At 42.8% G+C, this 18948-nt stretch carries 17 protein-coding genes; 5 read left to right on the top strand and 12 right to left on the bottom strand.

What is annotated here, in order from left to right:
- Positions 1-7 precede the first annotated feature (7 nt).
- Positions 8-544 carry a YhcN/YlaJ family sporulation lipoprotein gene (locus ACXADE_RS05195; RefSeq protein ID WP_474982198.1) on the bottom strand — a complete coding sequence of 179 codons (537 nt, stop codon included), beginning with the start codon at positions 542-544 and terminating at the stop codon, positions 8-10.
- Positions 545-651: 107 nt separating this feature from the next.
- Positions 652-1113, bottom strand: coding sequence for a hypothetical protein (locus ACXADE_RS05190; RefSeq protein WP_474979430.1), 462 nt, complete (start codon positions 1111-1113; stop codon positions 652-654).
- 181 nt (positions 1114-1294) lie between these two features.
- On the opposite strand from ACXADE_RS05190, the gene ACXADE_RS05185 reads away from it, so the two are divergent.
- Complete coding sequence (locus ACXADE_RS05185; protein WP_474979429.1) at positions 1295-1528, top strand: YhdB family protein; 234 nt, start codon at positions 1295-1297, stop codon at positions 1526-1528.
- 52 nt (positions 1529-1580) lie between these two features.
- Here the strand turns inward: ACXADE_RS05185 and ACXADE_RS05180 are convergent, their stop codons facing one another.
- Positions 1581-2306, bottom strand: coding sequence for an SDR family oxidoreductase (locus ACXADE_RS05180; protein ID WP_474979428.1), 726 nt, complete (start codon positions 2304-2306; stop codon positions 1581-1583).
- 12 nt (positions 2307-2318) lie between these two features.
- The gene (locus ACXADE_RS05175; protein WP_474979427.1) at positions 2319-3881 is read right to left on the bottom strand and encodes a GNAT family N-acetyltransferase; all 1563 of its coding nucleotides are present in this window, start codon (positions 3879-3881) and stop codon (positions 2319-2321) included.
- Between the two features lie 277 nt (positions 3882-4158).
- Here ACXADE_RS05175 and ACXADE_RS05170 point away from each other — a divergent pair, with 277 nt between their 5' ends.
- On the top strand, positions 4159-4776 hold the full coding sequence (locus ACXADE_RS05170) for a TetR/AcrR family transcriptional regulator (RefSeq protein WP_474979426.1): 618 nt from the start codon (positions 4159-4161) through the stop codon (positions 4774-4776).
- Positions 4777-4837: 61 nt separating this feature from the next.
- Here the strand turns inward: ACXADE_RS05170 and ACXADE_RS05165 are convergent, their stop codons facing one another.
- From ACXADE_RS05165 to ACXADE_RS05130, 8 genes are all read right to left on the bottom strand, one after another.
- Entirely contained in the window at positions 4838-6259 is a 1422-nt protein-coding gene (locus ACXADE_RS05165; protein ID WP_474979425.1) for a dihydrolipoyl dehydrogenase family protein, read from the bottom strand.
- A complete protein-coding gene (locus ACXADE_RS05160; RefSeq protein ID WP_474979424.1) occupies positions 6249-6650 on the bottom strand; it encodes a DUF1499 domain-containing protein in 402 nt (133 codons plus the stop codon). Before ACXADE_RS05160 ends, ACXADE_RS05165 begins: the two co-directional genes overlap by 11 nt.
- 71 nt (positions 6651-6721) lie before the next feature.
- The gene (locus ACXADE_RS05155) at positions 6722-7897 is read right to left on the bottom strand and encodes an anti-sigma factor domain-containing protein (RefSeq protein WP_474979423.1); all 1176 of its coding nucleotides are present in this window, start codon (positions 7895-7897) and stop codon (positions 6722-6724) included.
- On the bottom strand, positions 7894-8631 hold the full coding sequence (gene sigI / locus ACXADE_RS05150) for an RNA polymerase sigma factor SigI (protein WP_474979422.1): 738 nt from the start codon (positions 8629-8631) through the stop codon (positions 7894-7896). Before sigI ends, ACXADE_RS05155 begins: the two co-directional genes overlap by 4 nt.
- 328 nt (positions 8632-8959) lie before the next feature.
- Positions 8960-9793 carry a S1C family serine protease gene (locus ACXADE_RS05145; RefSeq protein WP_474979421.1) on the bottom strand — a complete coding sequence of 278 codons (834 nt, stop codon included), beginning with the start codon at positions 9791-9793 and terminating at the stop codon, positions 8960-8962.
- A 36-nt stretch (positions 9794-9829) separates the two neighbouring features.
- Complete coding sequence (locus tag ACXADE_RS05140) at positions 9830-11857, bottom strand: ABC transporter ATP-binding protein (RefSeq protein ID WP_474979420.1); 2028 nt, start codon at positions 11855-11857, stop codon at positions 9830-9832.
- On the bottom strand, positions 11854-13602 hold the full coding sequence (locus tag ACXADE_RS05135) for an ABC transporter ATP-binding protein (RefSeq protein WP_474979419.1): 1749 nt from the start codon (positions 13600-13602) through the stop codon (positions 11854-11856). The genes ACXADE_RS05140 and ACXADE_RS05135 overlap by 4 nt, the downstream gene beginning before the upstream one ends.
- Positions 13603-14072: 470 nt before the next feature.
- Complete coding sequence (locus tag ACXADE_RS05130; RefSeq protein ID WP_474979418.1) at positions 14073-15089, bottom strand: TIGR00341 family protein; 1017 nt, start codon at positions 15087-15089, stop codon at positions 14073-14075.
- Between the two features lie 145 nt (positions 15090-15234).
- On the opposite strand from ACXADE_RS05130, the gene ACXADE_RS05125 reads away from it, so the two are divergent.
- From ACXADE_RS05125 to ACXADE_RS05115, 3 genes are read left to right on the top strand one after another with little or no spacing between them, the layout of a single operon-like run.
- Positions 15235-16716, top strand: coding sequence for a spore germination protein (locus ACXADE_RS05125; protein WP_474979417.1), 1482 nt, complete (start codon positions 15235-15237; stop codon positions 16714-16716).
- Positions 16713-17819 carry a GerAB/ArcD/ProY family transporter gene (locus ACXADE_RS05120; protein WP_474979416.1) on the top strand — a complete coding sequence of 369 codons (1107 nt, stop codon included), beginning with the start codon at positions 16713-16715 and terminating at the stop codon, positions 17817-17819. The genes ACXADE_RS05125 and ACXADE_RS05120 overlap by 4 nt, the downstream gene beginning before the upstream one ends.
- Positions 17816-18946 carry a Ger(x)C family spore germination protein gene (locus ACXADE_RS05115; RefSeq protein WP_474979415.1) on the top strand — a complete coding sequence of 377 codons (1131 nt, stop codon included), beginning with the start codon at positions 17816-17818 and terminating at the stop codon, positions 18944-18946. Before ACXADE_RS05120 ends, ACXADE_RS05115 begins: the two co-directional genes overlap by 4 nt.
- Positions 18947-18948 lie beyond the last annotated feature (2 nt).

The following is an 18948-nucleotide window of genomic DNA, read 5'->3' as shown; positions in this document are numbered from 1 at the left end:
CTCTTCGTTAAGATCGCTGATCAGGGAAAATTCTATCGACCATTTCTCCAAATTCACGGAAAAATCCTCTGACAGGCTCCCCATTTTCCGCATCTTCCACATAGTTATTCGTCAAGTCAACGAAATCAGGGTTCGTTGAAATATAGACATTGTTAATATCCTGATCCGACGCTTTCACTGCTTTTTTAATTTGCTTCTCCATTTCATCAGAGACTTCGTTCTTGTCTCCTTTTGGATGATCGAGTTCCGCAGCTACATAAGCATTGTCACGGGTTTTTAAAACATACACACGATCGACGCCATCCACATTCTTTTCAATACGGTTTGCTGCATCTTTCGCTACTTTATAATTCGTGTTATGAACCATTCCACGATCGTTGTCATACTTGTTCGCTTTTTGACCGTTTTCAGCCATATCGTCTGCCGTACGCTCGAAGCTTGTATTTTCTACGCCATCATAGTTGCCATTGTCTCCCGCTTCCTGCTCGGCTTGACATGCAACGAGCGCACCGGCTGCTAAGAAACCAATCGCTAATCTTTTCATTTTCAAGATGTCCAACCTCCTTCCACTCGTGTTTACGGTTAGTATGTGTGGTTGACATCCAAATATGCGATAGGTAAAAACAGGAAAAGGTCAAAAAAACCTTCCGTTTAAATCGGAAGGTTCCACCAAATTTGAATGAAAATTAAATAAACGAAAAAAATAGCATTAATAAATAAAAGAAAAGCACAAATCAGTTTATAATAACCTTCTACTTTTTTATAGCCGATCCGGATAAAAATGAAGCCGGCCATCAACAGGAGATACAGACTGATAAACCAAATCCACACATAAGAAGTTGAAGCTCCAAAACCTACTTCATGACCGACTCCATAAAGCAGCCAGGGAGCTAAAAAACATAACATGGATATGGGGAGATACCTTTGCTCACTTTTTATGTAAAAAAGAGAAAGACTGGCAGCAATGAGGGTAATTCCTCCGATGATTTCAGAAACGAGAATCATCACCTGCTGGGTTGCCTCAGCTTCAGCTGTCAAAAAAGTCACGAATAATGACAACCCCAATGTAAGGACACACCCCACATTTACATAAAGAAGATTTTTCTCTGTCATCACGAAGACTCCTTCCAAAAGCAAAACTTTTCCATACTATCATAACAAAATTTCCATTTCTCTGCGGAAGAAATAAGCAAAAATGTGTCGGTCTTCCCAGAACTGTGACGAACTCTCTGATTGAGTATTCATGGTCGAGGGGATAATAAGACCACTCCTTTCAAAAAGGAAGTGTCATTCAATGAGTCACTACGATTACGACAAAGCCCTCCATTTCATGATTTGGGGGCAATGGGACGACTTGCTCGTCCTCATGGTCCGCACGCGGGATGAATTCCTTTCGAAGAAGATCGAAACCTTTCTTCACTCGTGCTACTACCCAAGCAGACAAAGTGAAATGCTGGAATCTCACGAGGCTTTGTTAAGCTATATCGATCATGCACAAGCTTCGTCTATTCAACCCAGTTTCACTTAAAATAAAACGACCAGCCCATCCTATGGATGGACTGGTCTTCTTTTGTTCCCCATTACATTCGTGGGTATTCTTGTACAAGCGGATGAAGATGCATTTCATCAATGACCATATGTTTAGGGGCAAGAGCCATATATACCACCGCTTCGGCAATATCATGGACTTTCAGCCAGTCTGATTTTTCCGGATCTCCCTGTGTCCCATTCGCAAAGTTTGTATCCACCATCCCCGGATTGATCGTACCTGCTCGAATGCCGTCTTTTCTTACTTCCTGAGCGAGTGATCCCATGAAACCCTGGACAGCATATTTCGTTGACGTATACAACGCGCCTCCATCAGGTATGGTATAACGGGATACGTCTGACGCTACAGTAATGATGGTTCCAAACTGTTGGGCTTTCATAATCGGGAGAACAGCTTTTGTAGCAAGAAATACACCTTGGACATTAATGTCATATGTACGGCGCCATTCTTCTACCGTCACCTCTTCAATCGCTTTAAAGTCGCCGATTCCAGCATTATTGACAAGGATATCCACCTTACCATACGCCTTCTTCGTTGATTCAACCACCTGGTCCATCTCATTTTCTTCACTAACGTCAGCCGTATAAGCCAGTACGTGTTCATAGCCCTGTTTTTTCAGTTCTTCTTTCGTATGGAAAATTTCTTCTGAACTGCCTATGATGGATAAATGAGCTCCTTTTTCAGCTAATTGAAAAGCAATTTCCTTACCGATTCCTCTTGAAGCTCCAGTAATGATCGCTACTTGTTTGTCCAACACTTTCATTCCTCCTTACGTTCTTTCCGGCTTATCTTCTGTTTCTAATTTAAAATGCAGGTCAAATAAATCCCGCCGTCTGTCCCTGAGTTGACGTACAGTACCTGACTTCCGCTGCCTTCTCAGTATTTCCAAATCAACATCGCCTACCACTACGGTTTCAACATTCGGATTGCACTCCCCGATAATTCCATCCCGCGCGAATTCAAAATCGGAAGGCGTGAAAATGCCGGATTGGGCATACTGGATGTCCATATTTTCCACTTGCGTCAAATTCCCAACAGTTCCTGCAATGACCGTATAGACTTGGTTTTCAACTGCACGCGCCTGAGCACAATAACGTACACGCAAATATCCCTGCCGATCATCAGTACAAAACGGAACAAAAATGATATTCGCCCCCTGATCAACCGCATATCGGGCGAGTTCTGGAAACTGGATATCATAACAGATTTGAATGGCGATTTTACCACAATCTGTATCAAAAACCTTGACAGCGTCCCCAGGCTGGATTCCCCACCACGTCCGCTCATTCGGCGTAACATGGATTTTATATTGCTTTTCGATCGTACCATCCCTTCTGAATAAGTAAGAAATGTTATAGATCTGATCTTCCTCTTCCACAAAATGGGATCCACCAATAATATTCACATTGTATTTAACGGATAGATAAGTAAACCATTCGATATATTCCTCCGTATATTCACTCAATTTCCGTACAGCCTTAGACGGCACTTTTTCTTCTAAAAATGACATGAGTTGAGTGGTGAAAATTTCAGGAAATACGGCGAAATCGGCCCCGTAATCCGCAGCAACATCTACATAATACTCACACTGCTTCGCAAATTCTTCGAAAGAATCTATATTCTTCATCATGTATTGGATGACCATGATCCTTACAGGATGACTCGTTTTAAAGTACCGCTTTGTTCGGGCGCGGTAGTCGATGTTGTTCCACTCCATCAACGTGGCATACTTCATAGATTGTTCATCGTCCGGAAGGTAATCCGGGTTAATCCGCATCACAGAGAAGCCATTCATGATTTGAAAAGTAAGAACCGGATCATAAATGTTCTGATTTCTGACCTCCTCCACATATTCCCGCGGCGACAGTTCTGATTCGTATTTATGATAGTTCGGAATCCGCCCTCCGATGATGATACTTTTTAAATTCAGCTCACGAGCAAGCTCTTTCCTTGCTTCATACAACCGCCTTCCAATCTTCATTCCTCTGTATTCAGGGTGAACCATTACTTCTATTCCATATAAATTGTATCCGTCCGGGTCATGGTTGGTTATGTATCCTTCATCTGTAATATCGTCCCATGTGTGTTTATCGTCGTATTCATCAAAATTGATCATTAAACTGGAGCAGCTGCCAATGATTTTGCCGTCAAATTCAACAACGACCTGTCCTTCCGGAAAATGCTTCAAGTGACTTTCCAAGTGCTCCCGCTTCCATGGGTCCATATTAGGAAAACACACCTTCTGCAATTTGAATAGCTGTTCAATATCTTTTTCCTGCATATTTCTCACGATCATTTTCTTTTCGTATTGAGTCAGATCAAGCTTTGACATCTTATCTTCCTCCTCATATGATCTTCGAACCCTTTTAATCGTACTTAACCTAGCTCCTTTTTGTCTAGTTAAAACACAAGACCTACCATCCGAAATAGGTTATTCGTTCATATGGAGCTATGAACGAAGTCTACTCAAGCATGCTCTAAAAAAGATTGGGGGAATGGGATAGGATCCTTACAAATATAATCTTCAGGATGATACTAACAGAAATGAAATGTATGAATTGAATCGGTTCATATCCTCGTGTATGATAGGTTAAGAAGAGGTGTAGCCTATGAATGGTTTTGAAAGAAGAAAACAACGAAAAAAACAAAATATTTTGAACGCCTCCCTGAAACTGTTCTCAGAATACGGGGTGCATAAAGTCAGCATCCAGGAAATTGCTAAAAAAGCTCAAGTTTCCCAGGTCACCATCTACAATTATTTTGGCGGCAAAGACGAGCTTCTATTCGAAACAATAAAAATGTTCATTTACGGCCGATTGGAACGCTTCCGTAAAGTGGTACAGGATGACGATATGAACTTCAAAGACAAAATTCAATTCGTGATACAGGATAAAAAAGAAAACATCCTCCATATGGATCCAAGTTTTCTTCAAACCGTCATTCATGGAAACCCCGAATTACAACAATTGATTCAGAAAATCACCGATGAAGAAACGCTCCCTTTACTTACAGAACTTGTGAAACAGGGGAAATCGCAAGGGTACGTCCACCCCGATATTTCCCTGCGCTCCATCATGTTTTATATAGAAATGTATTATCAGGCCATGCAGTCACAGGAAGATTTCACAGATCATTCCCTCGCTGAATTGAGTGAAGAAATCACCCATATGTTTTTTTACGGCTTGATGGGAAACCAGGAAGAACGTCTCCATCAAGACAAAAAATAATGGCAAATGAAAAGAGCGTAGAGGATTGTCTCTACGCTCTTTTACCATCTTTCTGTAAGTTTCATCTCCACTTCTTCACATACCAGCGAATAAGATCATTCCACTTACTGCCGAATAACTTCTCCCTCCAATAGAGGTCTGCGGTTTGAGTGACTACATTATTTTTGGCAGGATACGGGTGGACGACACTCGAAAGGCTTTGGAATTTCTTATTGAGCGCCTGAATCGTACCGACTTCCTGCATCCATTCTCCCGCTCCTTCGCCAATCGCATGCGCCCCTACAATTTTACCTCGGTTGGTTGTCATAACTTTCACAAGTCCGTCTCTCTTACGCTCTGCCATAAAACGATCATTATCGCTCAATTTTGTTTTGAAGGTCAACAGGTCCTCCCCATATTCTTCCATTGCTTGTGATTCCGTCAAGCCGAGATGATAGACCTCAGGTGATGTATAGACCACCCAGGGAACTTTTTCATAGGAAACTTTCCTGGAAAGCCCTAACACAGCATTGGACACAGCGATTTTACCTTCCATTCCTGCCACATGAGTGAACGGCATCGACCCATTACAGTCCCCGACAGCATAAATATGGCTTTTGTTGGTTCTCAATGTGACATCGACGCTAATGGAGCCATTTTCAGTCTTGACTCCCGCCTTGTCCAAATCGAGACTACCTATGTTCGGTTTCCTTCCAGCAGCTACTAGGATCGCATCTGTGAGAAGGCTGTTCTGGATGCCATCTTTTGTATAGTGTACCCGGACACGTCCCCCTTCCCTTACCACGGATTCAGCTTTGGAATTGGTCAGGATATGAAGCTCCTCAGATAACAGTTGCTGAGAAAGGGCGCCTATCTCCTCGTCCTCTTTGGATAGGATTTGAGGGCCGCCTTCGATCATGGTCACTTCCACTCCCAAACGGCTCATAGCCTGGGAAAGTTCTGCCCCAATGACTCCTCCACCAATCACCACCATAGACGAAGGTTTTTCTTTCAATGAAAAAATGGATTCGTTCGTCAGGTAATCCACTTGTTCCATTCCTGCTATAGGCGGAATCCATGGGGATGATCCTGTCGCGATAACGAAACGCTTAGCTGTAATCGTTTGCTCGCCCACTTGCAATGTATGTTCATCAAGGAATTTTCCTTCTACCTCGTAAAGATCGATGCCAAGTTCAATGAAACGATCTTTTGAATCGTGCGCCTGAACATCTTGTAATGCCTCTTCCACCCGCTCCATAGCAGAAGAAAACCACTTAGAGTAATCTTCATCTGTGAATTTTGTGTAATCTGAAGCTTCTTTCACCTCTTTAGCTGCCTGAATCAAAGCTTTGGAGGGCATGCACCCGTAGTGAAGGCAATCCCCCCCAAGGTCGGATTTCCGCTCAATAAGCGCTGTTTTCGCACCAAAGCTCGCGGCACCAGCGGCTACTGTCAGTCCACCTGATCCGCCCCCGATGACAGCTATCTGATAATCAAATGTCACGTGATCCTCTCCTCATCGTCTCATAATGCTCCTTGAACTCTGTCATTCTCTTCTTATTAACCCCAAAATCGGAATACCCCATTCTGGAAGCCGAACGAAAATGAACAACCTTCCCATCTTCATCAAAATAAAATTCTACATCGTCTTTAAATTTCATCCATTTTGTTTCAACGAGCGCGTGAATATAATTTACGGTTTCGGTTTCCACTTTTGTCCTCTCCATCTGACCGATAATCTCCTTCACCACAGATTTTGTCGTCTCGAGGTCTGTCGAGAAGGGTAGTGGAGACATCCGCTTATCTTCCTGGTCTGTTTGAGTACTGACGCAGTTCGGAGATCTTGGACAATCGGACAGTTTCCCGTTTTTGACACCTATATAAGACTCACTCATCATGACTCCTCCTTTTCTACACGATACCTCTATCCTGTCGCTGCCTTCAACAAAAAAGCACTCCTGAATATTCAGGAGTGCTTTCCATGAGATGAGTTTTGCTTGCCGGAAGAAGGTTGCTTTTTGTAGTGGTGACCTTTCCCTTTAGGCTGGTCACCTTTCTTCCTATGATGTTTTGAAGAAGACCGTGCTTTAGCTTTATCCTCTTTTTTCGATTTATGGTATTTCTGATCCCTGTAGGATTCTTTCTTATGGATTTTATCTTTTTTGTTGTTATTCGTTATGTTCTTTTTTTCGTTATATTTCTTCTCTCCATGTTTTTCTAAGTGAAAAGAAGATTTTTCCTCACTTTCAGGTGGACCCGTCTTCGCTTTTCCTAACGGATCCGCTTGTTCAACGTCCGTCTCTATCGTCGATTGTTTCTCGATTTCCAAGTCACGATTTGCCGGCTCAATAGGTTTCAAATCAGGATCGACCGGGGCCTCCTGCCCTTCATCCGATGAATCTTTTTTATAAAAGGATTGAATAATTTCTCGATCATCTTCTTCAACGGGTACAGGATTTTCTGAACTCATCCCATCTTCGGAATCCGTTTCATTGATTTTATCCGCCACCATCTCATTGACAGAAGCCTTTTGTTTAATAGCTTTTTTTCTTAGCTCTTCGGGTACCAGGAAGGTTGCAATCGTCATATTTGTGGACTTTTCTTTCAGAAACTGTTCGATCTCATCTGTATATTCAGCATCCGCTTCTTCCTTTAAATAACTGATCCCAATCAGTACTTGATTGGATTCATTGACGTAACCTTTTTGTTGACTCAACTCGATCAATTGAAAGGTAACTTCGGACGCGTCTTGCTTTTTCCAATCTTCAAAGGACGAAATGATATCTTCCGCTTCCTCGTTTTGAGGATTCAGATCGATGACCTGCATTTTATCATTCAACTCAAGTTCCACACTTGGATTGATATCTATGTTCATATAAGCATAAGCCTGATTGTTTCCATAGAGAAAGAAAGCAGGAAATAACGCCAGCAGGAACACAAGGGCAACAATAGCTGCTCTCGAATAATGATTATGCAGCACCTGAGTCCAACGATGCAGGACTTTATGATCCTCAATGATTTTGAATCGAATTTCCATCCCGATATCTGCATCGTCAACTTTTTCAGCTTTATGAAATTTACCATCGCTGGTCATAACGATCATGTATTCACTCTGCTGCTCCATGACAATACCTTTTTTCACATACCCACCCCTTTCAAATAATCCTTGAGATATACATAATCCCCGTTAAGGATGAGAACTAAGGCAATGATGAATTTGCGGTTTCGCTCCAATGTTTTCTTACTAACATCGACACGATGAACCAATTCTTTAATCGGAAGTCGGCCTTTATCGAGAACTTGCGAACACAGGGATTCATCCTCATACACAAGTCTCGCTACCTGGACGGCGGATTCCCGCGCGTCTCTATGCTTTGGTGACGCACCAATTAACTCATCAAATGAAAGTTTATATTTTTTCAATTGGGCTTGAAACTCCAAGATTTCTTCTTTACGGTGCCAAGCTTCTGTCTCCAATTGGTACTTTTCTTTGGCAGCTGAAATCTCCAGAGGGTTTTCCATTTGTTCTTCATCCTGGAAATCCTCATCAAGCGAAGTGACGTGCACCCGTTTTTGTTCATTACGAATGTAATCGATCACCTTACGCTTGATCACAAGCCTTGCAAAAGAAAGAAATGAACTTCCTTTATCTGATGAGTAAGATTGAATCGCTTCATTGAAAGCAAGCAAGCCGATACTGAACTCATCATCTTTCTTAGGGTCTATATATCTCTTACAAACTTCAGAAACACTTTTGGCGATAAAAGGTTGATACTGTTTCAGCATTTCATTCCTTGCAACATCGTCCCCCTGCTTGGCTGAAGAAACTTGCTCATCCAGGGAGGGATCCGCTTTTTGAAAAAGACGTTTGATCAACCTTTATCACCTCCAGCCTATTAATGATTTCGGTTTGGGCTATCGTTTTTTGGGTGTCTTTTTTAAGATTATTTCAATTGTGTTACAAAATCGTATCAACCAATATTTCTGAAGTATGCAGTTTTAGGGTCAGGTAAAAAGGTATTGTCCGTGACCATGACCATTTTACTGAACAAGACCCCATTGGTCTACTTCAAAGGGGTTACATTTTATTAAATAACCATTTCAAAAAATAAGCCCTAAGACTCTTCTTATTTCTACAAAAAAAGATAAAGTCTGAAAGCCTTGCATTTGTAGGTATAAATACCTCCGAAAAAAAGAAGAGAACCTATGAAAGGCTCCCTTCTTTGATTAACTCATGATAATAATCAATCGGTACTGCAAGACCTACACGACCTTCTTTATCATCATGCAGGGTGGCAAAAACAACTCCAATTACCTGCCCTTGTTCATTGATGACAGGGCTCCCGGAATTCCCTCTGTAAATTGGAGCATCCAACATGAGAACCTCCTCATTCCAATCATCGAGCTGCTTATAACCGATGACGTTCCCCTGATTGGCTATTCCAGTAAACTTGAGAGGGTTTCCGATAAAGTAAACATGTTCCCCTGAATCGAATGTCGTGTCATCAGCTAATTCCAGATGAGGGAGCCCTTTACCATCTACATCAAGTATGGCAAGATCAACTTCAGGAAATGACGCTACTACTTGCGCATCAAATAAACCATCCTCTGGAAAACCGACTGAAATTCTTTTTTCACCTTCGATTACGTGGTGGTTCGTAAGGATATACCCGTCTTCTGTATAAGCAAATCCGGTCCCTCTGCTTTGACCAGCCTCCACAACGACAACCGACTCCTTATACTCCTTTACCGTTTCATTGGTAGAGAGTTTAGCGGACGTCATAAGGAAATCGATAGCTGGTATGGAAAAAGTATTCGGCAGTACAGCGACGATATTAAACACCATCATTAAGGCGATGAGCCAAAACAGCCATTTCGGAAACGGTCGTCTTTCCTTTCGGGCTTTCTCTTCTGACCTTTCCCGTTCATAAGCTTTTCTTTTCTCTTCCTGAACGAGTTCATACAATTCCTCATCATCGATTTCTTCATAAAGGTCTTCATCAATAATATCTTTTCTATCCTTTTCATATTCACGCATCAACCCTGCCTCCATATCAGCAGAATGAGGAGGCACTTAAACCGCCGTTATACCTGCAGCTCCCTGCTGCATGCGGTACATGCGGTAGTACTCCCCTTTCATTTGGATCAATTGATCATGGTTTCCCTGTTCTCTAATTGTACCATGATTCAATACGAAAATTTGATCGGCTTGCTGAATGGTCGACAGGCGATGGGCGATCACTAAAGTAGTTCTTCCCTGTTTCAAAACTTCGAGGGCATTTTGAATCAACTGTTCGGTTTCGGTATCGATATTCGCTGTTGCTTCATCTAAAATCAAAATGGCAGGGTCAAACGCCAGCGCACGGGCAAAAGAAATTAACTGCCTCTCGCCCATAGACAGGCTTGCTCCTTTTTCCTCCACGAGATGATCATATTTCTCGGGAAATTTCTTAATAAACTGATCTGCTCCGACAGCCTTCAAAGCTCTGACCGCCATTTCCCGGGAAATACGTTCATCATTCATCGTTACATTCGACAAAATCGTTCCACTGAATATAAAAGGATCCTGCAGGACAATTCCCATATGGCTTCTCACTTGCTGGCGGGACCATTGATTCGTAGGTATTCCATTGATTTTTATCGTCCCTTCCTGGGGTTCATAAAATCGGAACAACAGATTCATGATTGAGCTCTTCCCGGAACCTGTATGACCGACGAATGCGGCTGTTTCTCCCGTCTTCACCCTGAACGATAAATTTCCGAGCACTGTATTTCCTTTTTCATAAGCAAAAGTGACTTGAGCAAACTCGATGTCCCCCCGATATTTTTCAATCGGTTGAACTTCCACATCTTCTCCCTTTTCTTGCAGAATATCAAAGACGCGCCCGGCAGCTACACGTGCTTCCTCCAATTGTGGCAATTGGTTGACGAGGTCCGTAACTGGTTGAAATAGCCTGTTTAAGTAGTCAACGAAAGCATATAAGACCCCAGCAGTTACTACCCCTTCAGGACTTATAGAACCGCCTCCAAAATACAAAATGAATGCAACAAACGCCAAATTCCTCAACACATTCACGAGATTGAAGGAGGTCAAAGCACTAAGTTTAATCAATTTACGCTGATAGATGAAATGACGCTCATTCAATCTTTCAAAATCCCTGGATGTCTGTGATTCCTGTCGAAAGGATTGAATGATGGACATTCCCTGGATCGCTTCATTAATATTTCCGTTCATATCACTAACGGTCGTCCGAACAACTTGATTATATCTGCCTGCATACCCTTTAAACACTTTCATCCATACAAACAGGATAGGAATCAATAACAGACTCCATAAGGCAAGGCGCCAGTCTAATAATAATAAAGCGAGGTAGATTCCAGCCATATAAAAGAAACTGGTCACGAAAGTAGCGAGGACTTTCACATAAAGTTCACGAATGGACTCTGTATCATTCGTTATACGGGCGACTACCTTTCCTGCCGGCTGATCGACAAAAAACTGTATCGGCAGCTTCTGAATATGTTCAAATAGATCATCTCTCATTTTCCTTATAATTCTGTTCGATGATTTCTGAAGCAAGTAGGTATGTGAGAATTGAAAGATGGAAGCAATGACCAATAACAGCACGTATAGACCGAGAAGCCAGTAAATAGCTTTCATTTCCGGTTGGAAAAATCGATACAACGACTCAACATTCAACTTCTCGGCACTTACTGAGAACGTGTCATTAGCCGATTTTATGGTCAGGACTCCATCTTCCCACTGTCGCGCTCCTGTGATAGGGACTTTTTCATCTGTCAGATAATAATTGCGTCCGGCTTGAATCATTGTCCGTGTATGGAGGATATCCGCCGCCCCTTCATAGCGGTCGGCTCGTACATAACTGCTGCCATCATAAGTGACAGCGCCCTCTACACTTTCTTGAACCTGATACCAATCACTCTCTATTCCAATGATGTGCTGATCGATCAATCTCTTCGCAATGAATGGTCCTGTAAGCTCAAGAGCTACAGCTACGATCAAACAAACAAGGCCGAGAAAGATTTGTTTACGGAACATCCAGGCATAATGAAACAACTGCTTTTCTGTAGAACTCCTCATTGTTCCACCTCCCTGTCCTCCAGCTGTTGATGTTCATACTGCTGTTGATACCACCCACCACTGTGGACCAGCTCCTCATGAGTCCCGTGTTCAAGCAATTTTCCATTCTCAAGGACAAGAATATGGTCCGCATGGGTAACTGCGGACAACCGGTGGGCAGCAATGAAAGTCGTTTTCCCTAATCGCTCTTTGCGTAGATGACTGAGGATTGCAGCTTCCGTTTTCCCGTCCACGGCTGACATAGCATCATCCAGCAAGAGAATTTCAGGGTCCATGATGAATGCTCTGGCAATGGAAACCCTCTGCTTTTGGCCTCCCGAAAGCGTTACGCCGCTTTCGCCTACTTTTGTATCCAGACCATCAGGAAGGTGCTGGATATCAGATGAAATATGAGCGAGTTCCAATACCCGGCCAATCTCCGTATCTGTAGCCCCTGGTTTACCGAACTGGATGTTCTCCCGTATGGTTTTTGAAAAGAGCACTTGATCCTGAGGGACATAACCAATCCACCCTCTCGTTTGATCCATGCCAAGTTTTTCGAGATCCACACCGTTCACTTCCAGTTTCCCTGAACCACCCGGATACTCCCGAAGGAGCTGACGGAATAACGTCGTTTTTCCTGCCCCTGTTTTGCCAACAATCCCCACGGTTTCCCCTTTTTTCACCGTCAATTGGATATTTTTTAAGCTTTGATTCACAGCCTCTGGATATTGAAAGGAATAATCCTTGAACACTATTTGATGCGGATTATCGATTCGGATCGGGTGTTCAGGGTCCTTCACATCCGGTTCATAGTCAAGGGTAGACTGTACCCGGTCGAGTGATGCATTCCCCCGCTGAAGCACGTTGATCAGCTCACCAACTGCAAACATCGGCCAGATTAGCATTCCTAAGTAAACATTAAAGGAGACCATTTCTCCGAGCGTGATATGATTTTGAAAGACAAGGTTTGCACCGTAGCCTAATCCGATCGTATAAGACAATCCGACCAGAATCTTGATCGTCGGCTCGAACAAAGCATCGATCTTCGCCACTTCCAGGTTTTTATCGAAGACCTCTGTGGTCCGGTTGTGAAAGGAACGTTCATCATTTTTTTCCTGAACAAAAGCACGAATTACGCGGACACCTCGAACGGATTCAAGAACTTGATTGTTCATCTCTCCAAACGATTCCTGAGCTTCTGTAAAACGCTTGTGAATCACTTTCCCATATCGGTTCATGACCACTGCCATGACAGGGAGGGGAATAAGCGCAGCAAATGTTAAAGGCCAGCTAATGGTAAATCCCATAACCCCGATGATCAGCATCATGAACACAGTCGAGTCCACGAGCGTTAAGATGCCAAACCCCGCCGTCATCGTCAATGCTTTCAAATCGTTCGTGGCTCTGGCCATGAGATCTCCTGTCCGATTTTTCCCAAAAAATGTCGGGGTCATCCGGAGAAAATGATTCATCAATCGTGATCTCATCTTTTTTTCCATCATCATCGCTCCACCGAAAAGGGTGTAGTCCCATAGATAGGAAATACTGTAACTGGCCACGATGATGACTCCATATAACAACAACAACTCCATTAATTTATTGGTCGTCATCGTGTCAAATTGAATGTGGTCAATCGCTGCACCTACGAGCTTCGGTGGTATTAAATCAACCATACTAACAACAATTAAAGCTACGATAGCCAGGGTATAACGTTTCCAATACAACCTGAAAAACCAACGCAATTTAAACAACACACTAAACATCATTCCTCATCCTCTCTGCCGAAATCGCTAGCCACTCTCTTTCCATTCATCCTGCCAATGTTTCTGATCTTTGTAGTGAATCATCATAAATCCTCCTAGAATTTTGATTTATAAAAACCGGTGAATCACCGATTCCTAATAAAAACACAAAAAAGCATACGTCCTTTGACGTATGCTTCCATACATAAAAAAAGGCACGATCATACGTGACCCTTCTGTCAACGCTCCTGTTGTTATAAAGTCAACGGAACGAATGTCTCCCAGTCACGATCCATATGAAGTTGTCTGTGGTTTGCTGACGTTCTTTTTTCATGATCGTGACCTCCTTTTGTATCAATGATTATATATTATATATTTATCTGAATTTTAAATCAACTATTTTTTTACTCTAATTTCTTAAAAAAATGCCTCCATACCAGTTTGCGAAACAGGAAACTATTCCAAATGGAGCATAGGTGCCATTAATATGACTAAATAAGATCCTGACCTTCCAAAATAACAAAAGCAAGAACCAAAACAATGAAGATAACAAACACGATGGAAAGCGGACGGGATACATTCGCCTTTTGAACTTCTTCCCATCGAACAGGTCGGATACCACTGATGGAAAAGATGGAGACCGCCGCCAATAAAATGGACATGATGTTTACCGTAACTAATAAGAACGCTCCGTATGCTGCCGCCATAGATCCATCGCCAATAGACATCCCCATAGCTACAGAAGGCGGAAGTAAAGCTACAGCCACCATCACCCCTACTAAGTTTCCCGAAAGCCTGTTCAAAAACGCGAGAGCTCCTGCAGCCCCAGAAGCTATGCCTAATGGTATATCAATCATGGTGACCATCGTCCGATCGAGGTACTGGACATTTTCCATGCCCACATCAGTAAAATAACCAAAAGCGATGGAGATAACCAATACGATGGCTATTCCATAAAGTGAGGTAAGCGCTGATTTTCCAAGACGTTTATAATCCCCAAGAATGGCGGAAAATGCAACAGAGATCACCGGACCGATCATCGGAGCAATGACCATAGCTCCAATGACCACCGCTTCGCTGTCCTTGATAATTCCGACCGTCGCCACGATGGCGGACAATAAAATGAGCAATGTGTAATTCATTGTAATGTGGCTGTTTTTTTCGGCCGCGTTCATCAATTCATGTCGACTTGCACGCAGCAACCTTGATTTCTCTTCTTCCTCTTCCTTTTGTTTTTCCTCCTTGGATTCTTCGTGGATGGTATCCTTTGAAAGATAGGTTTGAACAGGAATCAGCATCGTCTCAAATCCTTCGATCACGTTCGAAACTTCCTCTAAATAATTCAGGATATTTTCCACTTCGCTTTTATCGACAAGAATGCGAACGAGCATCCGTTCCTCTGATTCACTGGATACCCAATAGGAACGGTGGTCATACTCTATTAACTTTTCATCAATGGACTTGAAATGTTGATCGGGGATATATACTTCGATCAGCTGCAAATTCATAGGACCTCCGCCTCCAATGGATCAGTTTTTAACACGGACAAGCCTCCATCATTCTTTTTCTTCCAACAATTCAAACCTCCTTCATAATGTCTCCTATTTTCCACATACTAATTCTACCTATGGTTACTGGAAAGGAGGTTCGCTTATGTCTCTATTACTCCCATTGAAAGAAGAGGAGTATATAGCATCTACGAAGGTTCTACTAAATGACAGCCCGGACCTTGTCCAAAAAGTATTCGTCCACAAAGGACGGAACATCATCGTCCAGTTCATCCAATACCAAGTGAATAAAGCTCAGCTGGAAGATGAAATACTTGAAGCCATCACTCACTCCACGCGTACATGGTCAAACGAGGAGCTGCTGAATAAAATCCCCATGACATCCACAAACCAGGAATCTGAACTCGAAGCGATCGTTAAGCAGATGATTCAGGGCAGTGTGAGCATTTATATTGAAGGAGAAGCAAAAGCCGTACTCTTTGCCATCCCTAAACAGGAGCACCGTTCATTAAACCGTGCAGAGACAGAGTCTCTCGTCTTTGGACCGCAGGTTTCATTCACCGAGTCACTCATCACCAATCTGAATGTTGTACGCTGGAGGCTTGATACTTCTGATCTTGTCATGGAGAAATTGATTGTCGGAGAACGGATTCAGTCGGAAGTAAGGATCGTCTATTTAAAGTCTCTTGCCAATACAGAAAATGTTGACACAATGAGACAGAGAATTAGTGATTTGGAAATCGCAGAAGTGGAGGATACGAGTGTCCTTGGACAACTGATCGAAGACTCCTCTAGCACCGTTTTTCCTCAGTTAATTTTCACAGAACTTCCCGATCGTTTCTGCAATGCGATATCTAAAGGCCGTGTAGGCGTTATGGTTGATAAGAGCCCTACCATGTTAATCGGCCCTATGAACCTTTTCAGTTTTTTCGAGTCTACCGAAGATTTATATATGCGTTGGAACATGGGAACCTTCATCAGATTGTTGAGGCTGGTTTCCATGGCTTTGTCCATCATCCTTACGCCCATGTATGTGGCAGCCCTTACGTTCCACTATGAAATCATTCCAAGTACACTGCTTGTATCTCTTGGACAGTCGAGATCGACCGTACCCTTTCCCCCTGTTCTAGAAGCACTATTATTAGAAATATTGATCGAACTCCTCAGGGAAGCAGGGGCTCGTCTTCCTACAAAAGTCGGTCAGACGATGGGTATTGTTGGAGGTATTGTCCTTGGACAGGCTGCCGTTGAAGCAGGTTTTACAAGTAATATTCTGATTATCATTATTGCACTCAGTGCTTTGGCTTCCTTTACGGCTCCAAGTTATCTTATGGGATCAGCCATCAGAATTATCCGCTTCCCGATGATTCTTCTCGCTGGGGCATGGGGGATCATCGGAATCGTTTTTGCCCTTTCGTTTTTGGTCATCCATCTGTTGAAACAGAAATCCCTGGGACGTCCCTACCTGGCTCCTTTCTACCCATTGCAATGGGCGGATTTCAATGAATCCTTCTTCAGAGTGCCCTTTCAAAAGAATGCCGATCGTTCTAAAGGTCTGATGACAAAAGACAAGACCAGGTTCAACAAGTCAAAAGCGTCTGAACACAAGGATGGAGAAGGGTCATGAAAATTAATATTCCCTTCCGTCCAGACCATACTGTGCAGGCGTTCTATCTTTTCTTTATCGTTCATACCTCTCAAATCGGGGCTGGATTAATGGGGGTTCCGAGAATCTTATTCTTTGAAGCTGGTGTAGATGCATGGATCTCCGTTTTAATTGCAGGACTCTACTTACACATCATCGTCTTTGTCATGCTTCAACTCTTAAGAGCTTATGAAAACACGGATATTTTAGGAATTCAATGCGACCTATTCGGTATGTGGGTGGGAAAATTGCTCGGTACGATCTATGTGCTGTACATTTTCCTCCTGTTATTAACGGTCTTAAAAAACTATATCGAGGTCGTTCAAGTCTTCGTGTTCCCGGAAATGCCGATTTGGCTGATGGCTCTCTTCCTGCTTTCCTTGATGGTTTATAGCATTTCAGGAGGATTCCGCGTGGTAGTTGGTACAAGTGTCGTTTTCTTCTTTCTGACCATCTGGCTGGTATTCATGATTTATAAGCCGATCTCCCTGATGGACTGGGGGCACTTCACGCCCGTTCTCATGACTCCGATGGATGATTTACTACGAGGCGCACAGCAAGTCACGTTTTCAGTTCTTGGACTGGAAATTCTCCTGTTTGTTTATCCGTTTATCCAGGATAAAAAAAGAGTCTCCTTCCCCATCCATGCCGGTGTGTTCTTCACGACATGTCTAATCCTTTTGGTAACGGTCGTTTCCATCGGTTATTTCAGCCCTGATCAATTGCAGGCAACGGTATGGGCAACTTTGTCTTTGTTTAAGATCATCAGTTTTTCAGTGTTGGAGAGATTTGATTATATAGCTGTTGCCTTATGGATGATGGTCGTCATCCCGAATATCGTCCTCTTCGGTTGGATGGTGGTCCATTCTTTGAAACGAATGTTCGACTTCCCTAAGAAGCCCACCTTATATGGGATGGCCTTTCTATTGTTTCTCCTTTCTGTATTTGCTGAAAAAAGAGTCTTCCTGAACGAATTGACGAACTGGACAGGGAAAATAGGATTTTGGATTGTCTTCGTCTATCCATTGATCCTATACTTGATGGTTCTCATTAAAAAACGTATGAAAAAGGGGGGAACTTCATGAAGTGGCCATCCTTAGTGATCGTCCTTTGCTTATTAACAGGCTGTCTTCCTAAGTCGTACATCGAAACTTTGGGTATCATTACAGCTGTAGGGTATGATTTGACCGAGGATCAGCGCATACGGGGCACCCTTGTCATGTACCAGTTCGATCCGGCTGAAACAAGTACTTCACAAGTTGTGACAGGAGAGGCTGATACATCGAAAGGGATACGCTTCTCTACTAGCAGATTGACCAGTCACCAACTCGTCTCCGGCCAGGTACGTCTGGAAATATTCGAAAACAAGCTGGCTGAACGAGGAATGATGAAATATATGGACACTCTCCAAAGAGATGCAGCGGTCTCAGATATGGGATATTTAGCTACAAGTGAAGTTCCTACTGAAGAACTACTCGCATCAAAAAATGATGAAGACCGTCCGAATACAGGAAATTACATTCAGGAGCTGATTAAAAAAAGCATCAAGGATGAAACCATCCCTGATGCCGCTTTGACAATGTTCCTCCATGATTATTATGATGTCGGCAAAGACCCTATCCTCCCTTCCTTAACACTGGAGGAGGATAAGGCAGTGATCAATGGAATCAGTCTATTTCAAGACGACCGATTTACTCATACAACTTCCAATGAGAGCACCTTCTATATCATGCTGATGAAACAGGATATCAAGCATGGACAATTCCAAATTCAGTTAAAAGACGATGCTTTAAAAAAGTATCATAAGAAAGAGAGCATTGATTCCCCAGGCGAAGGTCCATTACACGTATCGGTGCACGAATTAAAAACAAAACGGAAGATCCACCCTGAAAAAGGAAATCCAACAAAACAAACCCTCCGTTTGGAAATGGACGGCCGACTACTTGAAATCACCCAGGAAATCGACCTGAAAAGCAAAGAGGCGGTAGATGCATTAGAGAAGCAAATTGAGGTAAAAATTGAAGAACGGCTTCAGGAAGCGTTAACTATATTAATCGAACATCAGGTCGACCCGGTCGGATTTGGAGCAAAGTATAATTCAGAGAATAGAACTAACCGAGTCACAAAAGAAAACTGGAGAGCACAAATTTCCGACCTTCAGGTGGAATTTGATGTCTCCTTCAAACTCCTTCGGTATGGTGTCACAGAATAAAG

The sequence above is a fragment of the Halobacillus sp. ABR2_026 genome (genome assembly GCF_056158545.1).
The sequence above is the reverse complement of the archived record's forward strand: the minus strand, read 5'-3'. Positions and strand labels throughout refer to the sequence as shown.

Excerpts from the sequence above, each read along its gene's own strand:
- ACXADE_RS05160 (WP_474979424.1), bottom strand. The coding sequence starts at position 6,650 with ATGAGTGAGTCTTATATAGGTGTCAAAAACGGGAAACTGTCCGATTGT.
- ACXADE_RS05170 (WP_474979426.1), top strand. The coding sequence starts at position 4,159 with ATGAATGGTTTTGAAAGAAGAAAACAACGAAAAAAACAAAATATTTTG.
- ACXADE_RS05115 (WP_474979415.1), top strand. The coding sequence starts at position 17,816 with ATGAAGTGGCCATCCTTAGTGATCGTCCTTTGCTTATTAACAGGCTGT.
- ACXADE_RS05195 (WP_474982198.1), bottom strand. The coding sequence starts at position 544 with ATGAAAAGATTAGCGATTGGTTTCTTAGCAGCCGGTGCGCTCGTTGCA.
- ACXADE_RS05190 (WP_474979430.1), bottom strand. The coding sequence starts at position 1,113 with ATGACAGAGAAAAATCTTCTTTATGTAAATGTGGGGTGTGTCCTTACA.
- ACXADE_RS05175 (WP_474979427.1), bottom strand. The coding sequence starts at position 3,881 with ATGTCAAAGCTTGATCTGACTCAATACGAAAAGAAAATGATCGTGAGA.
- ACXADE_RS05130 (WP_474979418.1), bottom strand. The coding sequence starts at position 15,089 with ATGAATTTGCAGCTGATCGAAGTATATATCCCCGATCAACATTTCAAG.
- ACXADE_RS05145 (WP_474979421.1), bottom strand. The coding sequence starts at position 9,793 with ATGCGTGAATATGAAAAGGATAGAAAAGATATTATTGATGAAGACCTT.
- ACXADE_RS05135 (WP_474979419.1), bottom strand. The coding sequence starts at position 13,602 with ATGTTTAGTGTGTTGTTTAAATTGCGTTGGTTTTTCAGGTTGTATTGG.
- ACXADE_RS05125 (WP_474979417.1), top strand. The coding sequence starts at position 15,235 with ATGTCTCTATTACTCCCATTGAAAGAAGAGGAGTATATAGCATCTACG.
- ACXADE_RS05120 (WP_474979416.1), top strand. The coding sequence starts at position 16,713 with ATGAAAATTAATATTCCCTTCCGTCCAGACCATACTGTGCAGGCGTTC.
- ACXADE_RS05140 (WP_474979420.1), bottom strand. The coding sequence starts at position 11,857 with ATGAGGAGTTCTACAGAAAAGCAGTTGTTTCATTATGCCTGGATGTTC.
- ACXADE_RS05185 (WP_474979429.1), top strand. The coding sequence starts at position 1,295 with ATGAGTCACTACGATTACGACAAAGCCCTCCATTTCATGATTTGGGGG.